Annotated in this window: 12 protein-coding genes; 2 read left to right on the top strand and 10 right to left on the bottom strand. The window is 59.0% G+C overall.

The features are described 5' to 3' along the window. Nucleotides 1-67: 67 nt before the first annotated feature. The 6 genes from QPL94_RS11720 to QPL94_RS11695 form a co-directional block, all read right to left on the bottom strand. The gene (locus QPL94_RS11720; protein ID WP_285357513.1) at nucleotides 68-1,204 is read right to left on the bottom strand and encodes an AI-2E family transporter; all 1,137 of its coding nucleotides are present in this window, start codon (nucleotides 1,202-1,204) and stop codon (nucleotides 68-70) included. Between the two features lie 2 nt (nucleotides 1,205-1,206). Next, nucleotides 1,207-2,787: an OpgD/OpgG family glucan biosynthesis protein gene (locus QPL94_RS11715; RefSeq protein ID WP_285357512.1), complete on the bottom strand. Its 1,581-nt coding sequence runs from the start codon at nucleotides 2,785-2,787 to the stop codon at nucleotides 1,207-1,209. Then, nucleotides 2,787-4,922: a glucans biosynthesis glucosyltransferase MdoH gene (gene mdoH, locus QPL94_RS11710; RefSeq protein ID WP_285357509.1), complete on the bottom strand. Its 2,136-nt coding sequence runs from the start codon at nucleotides 4,920-4,922 to the stop codon at nucleotides 2,787-2,789. The genes QPL94_RS11715 and mdoH overlap by 1 nt, the downstream gene beginning before the upstream one ends. Next, complete coding sequence (locus QPL94_RS11705) at nucleotides 4,915-5,181, bottom strand: hypothetical protein (RefSeq protein WP_285357508.1); 267 nt, start codon at nucleotides 5,179-5,181, stop codon at nucleotides 4,915-4,917. The genes mdoH and QPL94_RS11705 overlap by 8 nt, the downstream gene beginning before the upstream one ends. Beyond that, nucleotides 5,178-6,728 (bottom strand): glucan biosynthesis protein G, encoded by a 1,551-nt coding sequence (locus QPL94_RS11700; RefSeq protein ID WP_285357506.1) that lies wholly within the window; start codon nucleotides 6,726-6,728, stop codon nucleotides 5,178-5,180. Before QPL94_RS11700 ends, QPL94_RS11705 begins: the two co-directional genes overlap by 4 nt. A 91-nt stretch (nucleotides 6,729-6,819) precedes the next feature. Continuing rightward, entirely contained in the window at nucleotides 6,820-7,995 is a 1,176-nt protein-coding gene (locus tag QPL94_RS11695; RefSeq protein WP_285357505.1) for a ShlB/FhaC/HecB family hemolysin secretion/activation protein, read from the bottom strand. A gap of 368 nt (nucleotides 7,996-8,363) precedes the next feature. On the opposite strand from QPL94_RS11695, the gene galU reads away from it, so the two are divergent. Then, nucleotides 8,364-9,200 carry a UTP--glucose-1-phosphate uridylyltransferase GalU gene (gene galU, locus QPL94_RS11690; protein WP_285357503.1) on the top strand — a complete coding sequence of 279 codons (837 nt, stop codon included), beginning with the start codon at nucleotides 8,364-8,366 and terminating at the stop codon, nucleotides 9,198-9,200. Nucleotides 9,201-9,211: 11 nt separating this feature from the next. Here the strand turns inward: galU and QPL94_RS11685 are convergent, their stop codons facing one another. Next, complete coding sequence (locus QPL94_RS11685; protein WP_285357502.1) at nucleotides 9,212-9,628, bottom strand: XRE family transcriptional regulator; 417 nt, start codon at nucleotides 9,626-9,628, stop codon at nucleotides 9,212-9,214. Between the two features lie 116 nt (nucleotides 9,629-9,744). Between QPL94_RS11685 and QPL94_RS11680 the strand changes: the two genes are divergently transcribed. Then, nucleotides 9,745-10,638, top strand: a complete 894-nt coding sequence (locus QPL94_RS11680; protein WP_350310617.1) for a RibD family protein — start codon at nucleotides 9,745-9,747, stop codon at nucleotides 10,636-10,638. On the opposite strand, the gene QPL94_RS11675 is transcribed toward QPL94_RS11680, so the two are convergent. The 3 genes from QPL94_RS11675 to QPL94_RS11665 are packed head-to-tail and all read right to left on the bottom strand — an operon-like array spanning nucleotide 10,607 to nucleotide 13,869. Further along, entirely contained in the window at nucleotides 10,607-11,536 is a 930-nt protein-coding gene (locus QPL94_RS11675) for a lysylphosphatidylglycerol synthase transmembrane domain-containing protein (protein ID WP_285357500.1), read from the bottom strand. The genes QPL94_RS11680 and QPL94_RS11675 overlap by 32 nt on opposite strands. 1 nt (nucleotide 11,537) lies before the next feature. Next, entirely contained in the window at nucleotides 11,538-13,484 is a 1,947-nt protein-coding gene (locus tag QPL94_RS11670) for a glycosyltransferase (RefSeq protein WP_285357499.1), read from the bottom strand. Next, entirely contained in the window at nucleotides 13,471-13,869 is a 399-nt protein-coding gene (locus tag QPL94_RS11665; protein ID WP_285357498.1) for a 6-pyruvoyl trahydropterin synthase family protein, read from the bottom strand. Before QPL94_RS11665 ends, QPL94_RS11670 begins: the two co-directional genes overlap by 14 nt. Nucleotides 13,870-13,885 lie beyond the last annotated feature (16 nt).

Genomic DNA, 13,885 nt, shown 5'->3' with positions numbered 1-13,885 from the left:
ACGCCTGACGAACGTTATTGTCAACAATCCATCGACCAAAGATTGTTCAATTGTTGACAGGACACCCTCACTTGCCCAACAACTCCCCCACCGCTCTCAGATTGCTGACATGGTCACACAGGGTTTTGATAATCATCAGCACGGGAGTCGCCACGATGAGTCCTACCGGGCCCCAGAGCCAACCCCAGAACAACAGGCCCAGGAAGATGGCCACTTCATTCAGGCTGGAGAGCCGGCTGGTCAGCATGGGCAGCAGAAGGTTGCCCTGGATGCTGGTGATCACGAGCGAGATAGCGGCGATAAGCAAGGCCATATCGATGGTGCCAAACTGAATGAATGCTGCTACGCCAGACCCGACCAATACCAGAAAAGGCCCCAGATAAGGTGCGACGCTTGCCACTCCCGCGACCACCCCCCAGAAAACGGCCTGCTCCATACCCAGTAAGAAAAATGCCAGCCAGGTAAAAAAGCCCACAAACAGGCCACCCAGCAGCATCACGAACAGAAATCGCCGCACCTGGCTATGGAATTCGTTCATGATTCGCGCCGTTTTGCGCATTCTGTGGAACGACGGCCCCGACAGTTTGACGGCTTTGCGTTTGTAGAGCCTCCCTGCCGACAGCATGAAAAATACCAGCAACAATGCCGAAAAAACCTGGGAAACCAGCACCAATATCGTCGATGACCCGTCCATCAGGTATTTCCAGACATTGAACTTCTCGCCCACAACCCTGACTCGCATCACATCAGGCTCATCCGACTTCTCTTCATCCGCCTCAGCACTGTCCTCAATTTTCTTTGCCACATCCTGGGCCTTTTCCACGACACCTTCTTCATACGGCGCCGAGCGCGCTTCAGTACGCCGGAACTGCTCGATTGCCCAGGGCGCCTTGTCCAGTATGGCCATGGTTTCCCGCTTGAGCGGGATACTCGCGCCAGCAATGGTGACCACCAGTATGGTCAACACCAGTGCAGCACCGAGGGGGCGAGGAATCCGGAACCTTTCCAGCCCGGACACCAGTGGGTCCAGGGCGTAACTGATGAGGATGGCCCCCACCAGGGGGATCAATACTGCCTGTGCCCAGGAGATGAAATACAGAGCTGCCACGGAGGAGAGGACGATCATTGCGGTATTGCGAATATCCACCCTCTGCATCAGGGTGCGTTCAGGCGCGCCCTCTGATTCTGATCGCCGCTCTTCCATGGCTATGCCCTCTCATGCTCTGGCGGTGGTATGTACTGGTACAGCCAGGTTTCTGTCAGCACCTGGTCCCCCAGCTTCAGTTGCAGTCGCAGGTCAATGGGTTCCAGGGAGTCATCGGGCACCAGATCGAACATGGCCCGGTAACCATCAATGGAAGCCAGAGGGCGGGCCGAGGTGATTTCCACCCGGCCACGGCTGGCGGTGATCAGGGGCTCTACTTCCGCGTCGTCGGCCAGCAAAGGCAGCGGGCCACCGGCGAAATCCACCGCAAACCGCCAGGAGAAGTACTCTCTTTTCTGGCCAATCACGCCCCCGAGCCCTGTGCGGGTTGCCTGTACCGTCGCCAGTGCTACCGGCTGTCGCGGGGGTTCTTCGCCCCAGGTCAGGGTGTAGGAGTAAAGGTACTCGTTCCCCGGCTCCAGTGGCTCCTCTGGGTTCCAGAAGGCGACAATGTTGTCGAAGGTTTCGTCCCTGGTGGGAATTTCCACCAGCATCACGCTTCCGGCTCCCCATTCACCATGGGGTTCTATCCAGGCACTGGGCCGCTTGTCATAGAACACGCCGTCGTCCTGGTAGCGGGCAAAATCCCGGTCGCGCTGAAGCAGGCCGAAGCCTTTCGGGTTTTTGTCGACAAAACTGTTTACCCGCACTGATCGCGGATTTACCAATGGCCGCCAGAGCCAATCACCCTGCCCGTTATGGACCGCCAGGCCATCAGAATCGTGAATTTCCGGGCGCCAGTCGTTGGCCATGCGGCGATCATTCTCGCCGGTCTGGTACATGCTGGTCAGGGGCGCAACACCTACACGTTCCATGGGTTTGCGGGGATACAACGCCACATCTACCTTCATCACCATGTTCCGCCCCGGGGTCATGGTGAACGCGTAGGCGCCCGTCGTGCTGGGAGAATCCAGCAAGGCGTACACCATCATTTGATGGCTGCCCGGAGCCGGCTTTTCCAGCCAGAATGCGGTGAACTGGGGGAACTCTTCTTCACGGTTCAGGCCGGTGTCGATAGCCAGGCCCCTTGCGGACAGGCCATATTGCATATCGGAACCCACCGCGCGGAAGTAGCTGGCCCCCAAAAAAGCCACCAGATCCCTTTCGAAGTCTGTATGGAAGTGCACCCGGAAGCCGGCGTAGCCAAGATCCCTGGGCAGTGTGCCGAGGGGCTCTTCTCCCTCATAACTGAAGTAGTCCGGTTGATAGGCCAGTTCCCTGGCCTGTCCGTTTTCTACCTCATAGATATGCACCGGCGACTGGAAGTACAGGCCCAGATGAAACAACTGGACCTGGAAGGCATTCTCGTCATTACGCCAGAGTGCCTCCTGGGGCAGAAAACGAATAGCCTGATAATCGTCCCAGGACAGGTGTTTGAGAGAGCCCGGCAAGCTCCCTTCCTCCGATTTCCACGGCTCGCCCGCCAGGGCTCTGGCGCGTCCCTTCAGCCAGGCATAGCTGAACGGGCGAGCCTCACCGAGCGTATCGGCCTGCGCACGCCGGCTGAACATCAATGCAGACAGAGGCAGCGCCTGGGCGCCTGCGAGGGCGGCAAAGGTCTTGATCAGTGTGCGTCTATCCATCATGCGCTCCGTGTTCTGCGTTTTCTGCCTTTTCTGCTCAGGATAGCGATACGCCGGCCCCAGAAACTGTCGGTCGGCGCCTGCCAGGCACGTTCGTGCAACTCCGCCAGGGATTGCCTGTCGCGAAACAGTTGGCTGAGTTCGCTACGGGACAATGAGTCGGGGCCCGCTGTGCCGCAATGCTCCACCAGCGGCACCAGCAACGCTTCCCGCTTGGCAAGGCGGACGTCTCGTGCCAGTGCCTGATGAAGCCGGTTAAGTCTGGGCCGGACCACGGCTTCCTCGACCGCTGTCAGCATGGAGGCGTTTCTGCTGTCACTCCTGGCTGCGCGGGCATCGTCCAGCACCTGCACGGACTCTCGTTCTTCCGGAATCACCAGCATGCCCAGCTTACGCAGCGCCTGACCAGCACTGATCCTGCTCAGCAAAACGGAGGTGGGGGCCGCCAGCACCAGCGGAATAGCGACTGGCAGTGACCAGAGGAAAAACATGGGGTCCAGGCTCCAGGCAAAGGCGGACCATCCAGCCGCAAGCACCATTCCGGGAAACTGGGTCACAAGCGCCTCTCGCCAGGAGGTCTCCTGTGTGCGGTTTTGCCCGGCCCAGGTCAGCGACACGTTCAGCAAGGCCCCAAGAACGTATTGGCTATGGGCGATCATCCGTACTGGCGCGAGCAGCACTGAAACCACAATTTCGACCAGCACCGAGACAAATAACCGAAAAACGCCGCCAAAATGCCGGGAAGTGCCGTGAATAACCGCGTCCAGAATGGCCAGGAATTTCGGAATGAACAACAGCGACAGGGTGCTTAACGCAAGGCCCAAAGCCCATTCTGGTCGCCATTCAGGCCAGAGCGGGAACAACCCCTGGTGCCCCTCCGGGAAGTAATCGATGCTGGCCACGGTCATCTGAACCGCTTCCACGGTGGTGAGAATCAGGAACCCCAGCCAAAGGGGCGAGGCCATATAGGCCATAACGCCGTTTAACAGGGCCATCCTGTGGGCCAGGCGAAGCCGGCGCCCGAACAACAGAATCCACAGGTGCTGCAGATTGCCACGGGACCAGCGGTTGTCTCGGGACAGTTCGTCCGTCAGCGTTGGCGGAGACTCTTCGAAACTGTTGCTCAGACCGGGCTCCAGCCAGACTTCGTAACCGGCCCTGCCCATGTAGGCTGCCTCTACGAAGTCGTGGCTCATGATAGGACCGCGGAACAGGCCAAACCCGCGCAGCTTGCGCAGGCCGCAATGAGCCATAAAGGGTTTGATCCGGATAATGGCGTTGTGCCCCCAGAAGGCGGCATCTCCCATCTGGATGGCGGCAAGGCCAGTAGCAAACAGGGTGGAATAGAGCCGGTTGGAGAACTGCTGTACCCGGGCAAACAGGGATTCACCGTTGATGAGGGAAGGCGCCGTCTGCAGTATGCCGACGTTCGGCTCCCGCTCCATCAGTTGCACCATGCGCACGATGGTGTCAGCACTGAGCAGACTGTCAGCATCAAGGACCACCATGTAGCGATAGCGGCGGCCCCAGCGGCGCAGAAAGTCCGCCACATTGCCGCTCTTGAAATTGAGATTCACCCGCCGGCGACGATAGAACAAACGGCCTTCGGCCCCGAGTTCCTGGCACAGGCGATACCAGGTAGCTTGTTCTTCGAGCCAGACATTCGGGTCCCGGCTGTCGGAAAGAATATGGAATTCGAACTGGTCCAGATGGCCGGAGCGTTCCAGGTCCCGGTACACTGCCTTGAGCCCACTGAGTGTCCAGTACACGGGCTCGTGATAGACCGGCATGATAATGGCCGTTCTGGCCAGCGGCGTGGCTTCCAGCGCCTCTCCTGCATACCGCTTCAACAGGCTGTAGCGGTCGCCTCCGACCAGCCTTAACACAAAACCGAGGATTGCCGTCCAGAAGCCCACCGCAATCCACATGTACAGCAGGGCAAACAGCACCAGGAGCCCCAGCTCCACCAGAGTGCCACCGTGGTATGGCAGAACCCAGAGCAGAAAGTAGCAGGCGACAAGGGTCTGTCCCACCACAAAGACGGTCATCAGAAAACGCCTGATTGTGGCGACTCTGCGCCAGCCGCCGGAACGTCTTCTGGCCAATGCCTTTGCTGCGTTGTCCATGTCAGTCATAACCGATGCATCCGCGCTTCAACGGTGGGTTGGCTTCCGGAATGCTTTCAGAGGGACGTTCGAAATAATCGGGAATGCTGGCAATACATCGGGCAGGCAGGTCGGGGCCGGCACCTTCGGTGAGTGCTGACTCCACAAGTCGGAGGGCCTTCCTGCAGGTGTCCGCTGTCAGTACAACACCGTCATCACCCAGGTAGGCCAGTACCCGTTCCAGCGCCTGCTGGCACAGGATTTCCGGCATGTTCAGGGCGCTGGTCATGACCCACCCTGTCGGATCCTGGCAGCCTCCGATAGCGAATAGGTCCAGACTTCCGTCACCGGCTTGTCGTCCAGCAGCAACTGGCCGCGCAGAACCGTATCCGTTCCTTTGCCGGGCCGCACCAGCATCGACAGCCGCCAGTTGTTGTCAGCCTCGATGAATTCCACATAATGCTCGAGGACTTCAGCCCCGTCGCCACCGCTTCCTATACTGGCACTGCCAACCACCGCAGCGTCCGGCTTGAGGGCATCCAGCGGCCCGCCAGCAAAATCGACAATGATACGGAAGGCATTCGCGGCATCACCACCTCCGGTGCGGTCGCCATCCCCCACAAAGGTGTTTACCGCACTCCCGGTCTCCTGGCCTGCCACGTCTTTGCCGCCAAAGCTGAGCGTATAGTCCAGTTTACGGTGCTCTCCCTTGCTCGCACCTCCCTTCGGTTTCCAGAACGCGACTACGTTGTCGTTGGTTTCCGAATCCGTGGGGATCTCTACCAGCACCACTTCGCCGTCTGACCAGCCTGGCCGGGGTGAGACCCAGGCGCTGGGGCGCAAATCGTATCGGGCTTCTGCATCTTCAAACTGGTGGAAGGCGGTGTCTCTCTGGATCAGGCCAAAACCGCCAAGGCGGTTGATCTGCAGGTAACTGAGTTTGAGGCGGGAAGGATTCACCAGTGGTCGCCACAACCACTCGCCACTGCCCGCGTCGTGAATCAGCAGGCCATCCGAATCATGAACCTGCGGCCGCCACTCCCCCACCGGCCGCACGGTGTTCTCGCCGTAGTAGAACATGGAGGTAAGTGGTGCCAGGCCCGGCTGCTCCACATCTGAACGGAAAAACAGTTCCGCACTGACATCTATCCGCGTGGTCGACCCCGGCTTTATATCGAAGCGGTAGGCACCGGCGACACTGGGCCCGTTCAGTAGCCCGTAAACCCTCACACGATCACTGCTACCGCCGGGACGCTCAAGCCAGAACTCAATAAAGGAAGGAAACTCTTCACCAGAGGGAAGGCCGGTGTTCAAGGCAATGCCTCTGGCCGACAGCCCGAAACTATTATCCGCGCCTACGCCCCGAAAATAACTTGCTCCGGCGAAAACCAGAAACTGATTCTGCTCCGTTCCCTCGCCAAGGGGGTAAGTCAGCTTGAAGCCGGCATGGCCAAGATCGGGGGGAAGTCGTTTGGCAAGGTCATTGGGGAAGCTGTAGGCCGTCTTGTCAAAAGTGATGGGGCGCACCCCGGTGGCGTCAATCTCGTTGAGCTTTACCGTGTGGGTATAGAAATTCCCGGGTGGCACCATCATGACCCGGAAAAGAGAAAGACCTTCCCGCCAGAGGCTGGCCTCCGGATTGAATCGAATCGACTGATACTCACGGTAATCCAGGTCCCGGAGGAATCCCGGCACTTCCGGTGGCTGCTCATACTTTTGTTCGGCCAGGGCCCTGGCCTTGTCGACCACTTCTCCGAACTCTAAAGCCTTAGCCGGAATGGTGTAGAGAAAACACGCCAATATAAGCAGCGTTGGCAATTCTGTCCCTGAGCGCATGGTTCTCCGACCTCAATTCCATCCCTTAGATCTACTAATGTAGCACCTGCGGTCGAAACTTACTCAAGTGACAAGTTTGTAAGGCTCGGGATCAGATCCCCATGGACAGCGAGAACCGCACGTCCGGATGGTCGGGCATTGTCATGGCCGTACTTGACGTACGAATCATCCGGCCCACGCTGACATTGGCGGTAAAAGCGCGGCCCTGCATCTTCAATGAGACCTGGCCCGCACTGGCCGTACCGTGCCGGTTTGCCTGGGCCCTTGAATAGGGGATCCAGCCCTGCAGCACAGCAAAGTTAACACTGGACAATACGCCATCGACAAAGGGCATCGGCCAGGCGGGGCTGGCCGTATCCAGCCGAAGCCAACCACCCCTGACCACGGCAACTGACTGACCGTTGAAACCGGTGAGCATGGACGGGCCAGCAACTGTGATGTACTCGGAGGCCGGAAGGTCTTCATCTGCAAACTGGTACCGACCTTTGACCCGCCAGCTCCACTGGAACAGTTCATGCTCCACGGAGGCAGACATGGCTACCTTGTAGAAATCCTCTTCGTCGACTTTTTCGTGATGCATCGGGTAGTCGGTTGCCTGGAACTCACGACCGCTCAACGCCAGCATATTGGTGTTAGCGACTATCCCGCCCCAAAGTTCGTGGCCACCACGCGCTTCCAGGCCCAGGGTCGAAAGCTGGTATCGAGATTCGGAGACCAGGCTGTTTTCCCGGAACGATGCACTGTCGCGCCCCCGGTGCTGTGCGATACCGCCAAACGCCATACCAAACCTGGAGAACAGTGGCCGGCTCACGCCGAGCCCCATCACACGGGATTCACCACTGGCGTTAAAGCGGCGGTCGCCATTGCTTACCGCGTGCTCGTAACGGGATCTACCCGCTTCAATTCGCAAACGGTTGGCCCCCGCCGGGAAACGATAGCGGAAGGAAGCACCACTGGAGTCGGTATCATTCTTGTAGGACCGGGCATCGCGGTAGTCGAATCCGATGGCGTCGCTCTGGCCGACCAGTCTGTCCGCTGCAACGCCTACTGCCCCATTGATGCCATCACTGTTCAGCGCTGTCTTGCCGGAGAACTTCAGCCGCGACCGCAACCAGTGCTCGCGCTCTTCCTTGAAGGCATCCGCACTGCCGGCGAAGTTACCGGAATAAGGCTGCCACCCGTTACGGAGCCAGGCGCCGTTTTCTTCGCCGTAGAGAGGTTGGCTGACAGCGCACCACAGCAGTGCAATCAACAGGGATAATTTCAAGGGTTAGGGTCCTGACAGATAGCCCCGGCCGCCATATGAAAGGAAAGCCGGTTATTCTAAAGAATTTTTCATGTGGGGGAATGTATTGCATCAGAAAGGATAAATCCAGCGGCTGTTGCCAAACTTTACAAACGAAATGTGTCAATAATACAGTCAGTTACAGCGTTAACTGAAAGTTTTTTCTATGCAAATCAACAAGCAATACCATAGGGGAACAGGTTCCCCTTTTTACCAATCTCTACATTTCAGTACCGGGACCTCCATTTAGACCAACAACTTGGTTACACTTGGCATACTTCGTGAGTCAGCCTTCAAGGATGACTGACTTACAACAGGCCGTGACCCACGCGAATATAAGGACGAACGTTATGATCAAGAAGTGTCTCTTCCCTGTTGCCGGATACGGAACCCGTTTTCTTCCGGCCACCAAGGCCATGCCGAAGGAGATTCTGCCGATTGTGAACAAGCCTCTTGTGCAGTACGGGGTGGAAGAAGCCGCGGAAGCCGGCGTTCACGAATTCGGTTTCGTTACCGGCCGGGGCAAGCGTGCCATAGAGGACCACTTCGACATCAGCTACGAGCTGGAGCACCAGATTGCCGGGTCGGGCAAGGAAGACCTGCTCACCTCCATCCGCGATCTGATTGATCACAATTCTTTTGCTTTTACCCGCCAGAACGAAATGAAAGGTCTGGGCCATGCGATCCTGACCGGCCGCAACCTGGTGGGTGACAGCCCGTTCGCCGTAGTGCTGGCTGATGACTTCTGCGTGGCGGCCAGTGATGGAGAGGGCGTACTGTCCCAGATGGTCAAGCTCTACAACCAGTTCCGCTGCTCTATCGTGGCCATTGAGGAAGTGCCGGAAGACGAAACCCACAAGTACGGCGTGATTGCCGGCGAGTCCATGAAAGATGGTCTGTATCGCATAACCGATATGGTTGAAAAACCTGCGCCTGAGGATGCCCCCAGTAACCTGGCGATTATTGGCCGCTACATCCTCACGCCGGATATTTTCGATATCATCGAGCGCACGCCTGCGGGCAAGAACGGTGAGGTTCAGATTACCGACGCGCTGCTGGAACAGGCCAGGAATGGTTGCGTGCTGGCCTATAAATTCAAGGGTCGTCGTTTTGACTGCGGTAGCATCGACGGCTTTGTGGAAGCCACCAACTACGTCTACGAAAATATCTACAAGAAAGGCAAGTAAGGGGCAGCGGGTTATCTGCCCAGTATTTGCAGAATCATGCGCCGGTTTTCGTTAGAGGTTTTCCGGAACCGGCGCAGCAGCTCCATCTCTTCTTCCGAAAGCTGTAGCCGGCTGATTTCCTGTTCCAGTTCCTTCAGCGCTGCCGACAGGCCATCCCCCTGGCTGAAAGCCAGGCCTGGCAGTTCCAGTTGTCCGGTGTCTCCGGAGTCATCCAGATCCAGCAGGTCTTCCATCGGGGTTTCGGTTTTGATACAGAGGTCGAGCAGTTCGGTCACGCCCGGGTATCCGCGTTGCCTGGCATCGGTTGCTTCCCAGCCGACAACTCTGGCCTCGTCGACACCACACATCTGAGCCACATCCCAACGGGACAGCTGCCCGGCTTCCCGAATCTGCCGCAAACGGCGGTTGAAGGTTTGCAGGTACCGCATAAGAACTGCTCTCTGCCGGGTTTCTGGAGGCTTAATTACGCTTTTTGTGAATCAAACCGGAAATGTAACGTACATATAGCTTTACACACAATCTGCCTATAATGAATCCACCAGCAATGGAATTACTCGCTATGGCGGCACAGATACTCGACAAGAACACGGCCTGGGCGTTGATACTGGAGGCAGTGAACCGCAGTAACGTGACACTGTCGTTACCGGGCAGTGATACCCCGGCACTGGAGCTGTGGGGTGATGGTGACTGGCAACTACGGCTTCATGCCGGTGCAGATGCGCGGGCCCTGCTGTCGGTTTTCCTGCCCCTGTGCTGTCCGCTGTCGAGAGAAGCCCCGTCCCGGGTTATTGGGCAGATGGGCCAAAGCCTGGATGGCCGCATCGCTACCGTCACTGGTGCTTCCAGGTTTATTAATGGAAACGACGGCATTACCCACCTGCACCGCCTGAGAGCCGTATCGGAAGCCGTGATTGTGGGCGCCGGTACCGCCGCCACCGATAATCCCCGGCTTACCGTTCGCAAAGCGCCGGGTATCAATCCCGTACGGGTGGTGATTGATCGCAACCGGCGGGTACCGGAAGACCACCACCTGTTCAGTGACGAGGCATCCCCTACCCTGCGGTTGGTTGCCGGTGAGTATCAGCCCGGGAACAAACTGACACCGCGGCAAGGCGTCACTGAAGTACCCTGCCTCGGGACGGCAGAAACCACAGACCCAGCTCACATATTGGCGGTATTGGCGGACTTCGGGTTGCGCAAGATTTTTGTGGAAGGCGGCGGGCTGACGGTCTCTGAGTTCCTCAACGCGGGCCTGCTGGACCGGCTGCATGTGATGGTTGCCCCGATGATCATAGGCAGCGGCCGTCCCGCTTTTTCATTGCCGGAAATCAGCCACCTTGACAGCGCCCTGCGCCCAAGGGCCCAGATGATGGACCTGGGCACTGACATGCTGTTTGACCTGGATTTCAGCCAGCGGGCTGACGGCCACGGACGATAAACAGTACGCCGGGCAAGCTCGAAACCAGTACCGCCAGCCCGTAGCCCACGCTCAGTGCTACTCCCTGCTCCGGCGGCAGTCCCGCCAACGGCCATAACAACGCAGCGGCGCCTTCACGCACCCCCCAGCCCGCCACGCTGACGGGAACAGCCATGGCCAGTAATAACAGGCTGCACAGCGCCATCAGAACCAGCACCTCCAACGGTCCGTTCCAGTACCCCGCCGCCAGAGCCAGCAGGGCGAACACCCCCAGGTAGGTCGCCACGACCACGGCTGAAGAGGACAATTGCACCAGAATCGCCGGCCAGCTCAGTAGCGCCCGGCGAATATCCCGACGCAAGGCATGCACGTAGCCTCTGCCCGGTGCCCAGAACCGGCCAACCACGCCCAGTGCGATCATCACAACAGCCACCAGGGCCACCGCAACCCCACCCAGATCGGCAACGACACCAGCAGCCTGTCCCTGGTGCATTGCAAGCCAGGTACCCAGGCCCAGGGCAACGGAGATCATCACCACCTGGCCGGAAAGCCGCTCGATCATCACCGCGTGAACCGCCCCCAGTCGCGCCCCGGAATCCAGGCTATGGCGCCAGGCACGATTAACATCTCCGAGTACACCGCCCGGAAGAACCTGGTTGAGAAAAGTCGCCAGATAATACTCTCGTACCGCCACCACAAACGGCAGGAGGATGGCCAGTCGCGCTGCGGTGTAGCGCCAGCGCCAGGCCGACACCAGTACCTGGAGCACCGAAATCACCATGGCCGCCAGCAACATGGGCAGGGAAAATCGGGCAAGCTCCTGCCAGACATCCGAGACATCGAGAAACATCGCTGTTGTCAGCAATAACAGCAGGGTTAACGCCCATCGCAGCCAGGTGGGTACACCGCGCCGTGACACGTCAGCGGGCACCTTCGTAGGCGGGCCAGGCAAACAGGTCCTGGTGGTCGACGTGAATGGTCAGGCGTTGGGCCCGTGCCTGGGCCAGCCGCTGGTCAAACCAGCGTACCGCCCGTGCCTGCTCTGCCGGATTTTGCTCCAGAACGGCCTGTTGCCAGCCTTCCAGCAAGGCAACCTGCAACGCCGATTGCTCCGGTGTCAGTCGCCAGGGGCTCGGAGCTACCGCCACCCGATAATCGTAGGTTTGTAGCCGCGTCTGCAAATAAGCGGTTGCATCCGGGCCCATGGCAGCCCCCGCTCCTTTTTCGCGGTGCTGGTGAGCATTGACCGTTTCCAGTATCCAGTGGTCATCAGCCTCGGTCGGCGACAATTCGAATTTGCCGTCGTAGGTAAGCACAATCAGCAGGCCCGCCCGGTGACTCGCTACTGCGCTGGCCAGAGCCTTCAGCCATTCCGCTGACACCAGGTCAATCAGCGCCGAAGCGGTTACCAGCCGGATATCTTCAGGAATCTGGCTGGCCAGTGTCCTGGCTGTCAAATGGCAGGCCCGGGTTTCCAGTGGCACATCCAGATGCTCCAGGCGCTCTGCGGCAATTGCCAGCAGGTGCTCATCCTGGTCCAGCAGAACCCAGCGCTGGGGTACGGTCAATGTCGGGACGAGAAACCGGGCGTTGGAACCCGTGCCTGTGCCCAGATCCGCTACCAACAGCGGAGGCGCATGCTGACCACTCGCCGTATCCCGGGTGTTGTATTCGTGCTCCGCCCAGCTGCGTACCTCCGCCATTAATGAGCGGTTACGGGCCAAATGGTCAGCCGGCTCCCGCAGGGCTAGCCAGTCGCTGTCAAAGGTGGTCAGTTCGCCGCCTGGCAGAAGACTTGCGAGGGCGTCCCGGAATTCCCTCGCAGCGAGGCTCCAGCGGCGCAGATTTTGTGCTTCCGTAGTTGCCGCCTGTGCCACCCGGGACAGTTCATGTGGATCACTCAACCATTCTTCGAGGCAGGCTCTGAGTCGGGCTGTATTGCCGGCCGGGTACTGTCGTATTCCGGGGCGATTGCCGGTACTCGCCAGTGCCCCGCCGTCGGTGGTGATAATGGGCAGGCCGGCTGCCTGGGCTTCATCGATGACCATACCGTAGCCTTCGTAAACCGATGGCAACACAAACAGGTCCGCGGCCTCGTAGGCCTTAGCCAGGCCGTCATTATCCAGCTCTCCGGCCAGAATGATGCGCTTCTGAAGACCGTGGGTATTTATGAGATCCCGGATTGTCTGGCCGTAGGTTTTGTCCCGGTCCGTCGAGCCGGCCAGTGTGCACTGCCATGGCAAATGCTGAAGGCCGCTGAGGGCTTCGACAAGATGATGCTGTGCCTTGCGGGGTGAGAGGTTTGCGACACACAGCAGGTTGATGACGGAACCAGCCTGTTTTGGCGGCTTGCTGGCAAGGGCTGAACTGGTGACGGTATCGGATCCCGGCTCTACTACGCGGATACACTGTGCAGGCACGCTATAATCAAGCAGCCGTTCAGCCGTATGCCGGCTGGTGGTGACTACCCCGGCCACAGCGGCCAGCGCCCTGCGCTCGACCCTGAACAGCCAGTCACGGATTCGGGCCGGCAAACCGGTTTCATCCGCCAACGGATGGTGCACCAGCGCTACCATGCGCAAGCGCCCGGCGTGGTCGGCAATAACATCCGGCAGTGCGCCCATCGCCAGCCCGTCCAGAACAACCAGAGAGCCGTCGCTCAAGCTGGCCAACAGGCGGTCCATGGATAGCTCCGCCTGGCGGTCCGGGACCGGAAAGGTCCCGCTCAGCCCCTCCCGGGACACCTCTACACCGACGTCCCTGAGCTCTTCGGCAAGCCGGCGTACGTACCGATACCCGCCTGTGTTCTGGTCCGGGTTGCCCGGGACAATAAAGAGGATCGATTGCGCCGGATCAGAGCTTGCCATGATAGCTGGCCCAGGCAATGTGAGACTCGCCGAGAGTGACTTTCATGCCGCACAGGCCCTTGCCCGTCTCTCCCAGCCTGCCCTGATGCACGGCCGCAGCCATGCGTTCAAATACTGTCACTGCCATGAACTCGGTGGTGGTATTGCGACCGGCGAACTCCTCGATATCGTCAAGGTTCTTCATGTTGAACTCGCCGATCACTTCCGACAGCACCCGGGACGCCAGCCCGATATCCACGATCAGGTCGTCGCTATCCAGCGCTTCCCGCTCGAAGGTCACATCAACAACATACGTCGCCCCGTGCAGGCCCTGTGCCGGGCCAAAAATTTCTCCGTTGAAGCTGTGGGCGATCATCATGTGATCCCTGACAGTGAGACTGAACATAGGGTGCGTTTCCTTT

Origin of the sequence: Marinobacter sp. SS13-12 (assembly GCF_030227115.1) — a bacterium.
Taxonomy (GTDB): Bacteria; Pseudomonadota; Gammaproteobacteria; order Pseudomonadales; family Oleiphilaceae; genus Marinobacter.
This window is presented reverse-complemented; position numbering and strand designations above follow the sequence as displayed.

Bases quoted from the DNA above. Each gene is read 5' to 3' on its own strand.
- QPL94_RS11715 (WP_285357512.1), bottom strand. From the start codon at position 2,787: ATGGATAGACGCACACTGATCAAGACCTTTGCCGCCCTCGCAGGCGCC.
- mdoH (WP_285357509.1), bottom strand. From the start codon at position 4,922: ATGACTGACATGGACAACGCAGCAAAGGCATTGGCCAGAAGACGTTCC.
- QPL94_RS11700 (WP_285357506.1), bottom strand. From the start codon at position 6,728: ATGCGCTCAGGGACAGAATTGCCAACGCTGCTTATATTGGCGTGTTTT.
- QPL94_RS11705 (WP_285357508.1), bottom strand. From the start codon at position 5,181: ATGACCAGCGCCCTGAACATGCCGGAAATCCTGTGCCAGCAGGCGCTG.
- QPL94_RS11680 (WP_350310617.1), top strand. From the start codon at position 9,745: ATGGAATTACTCGCTATGGCGGCACAGATACTCGACAAGAACACGGCC.
- QPL94_RS11665 (WP_285357498.1), bottom strand. From the start codon at position 13,869: ATGTTCAGTCTCACTGTCAGGGATCACATGATGATCGCCCACAGCTTC.
- galU (WP_285357503.1), top strand. From the start codon at position 8,364: ATGATCAAGAAGTGTCTCTTCCCTGTTGCCGGATACGGAACCCGTTTT.
- QPL94_RS11685 (WP_285357502.1), bottom strand. From the start codon at position 9,628: ATGCGGTACCTGCAAACCTTCAACCGCCGTTTGCGGCAGATTCGGGAA.
- QPL94_RS11670 (WP_285357499.1), bottom strand. From the start codon at position 13,484: ATGGCAAGCTCTGATCCGGCGCAATCGATCCTCTTTATTGTCCCGGGC.
- QPL94_RS11720 (WP_285357513.1), bottom strand. From the start codon at position 1,204: ATGGAAGAGCGGCGATCAGAATCAGAGGGCGCGCCTGAACGCACCCTG.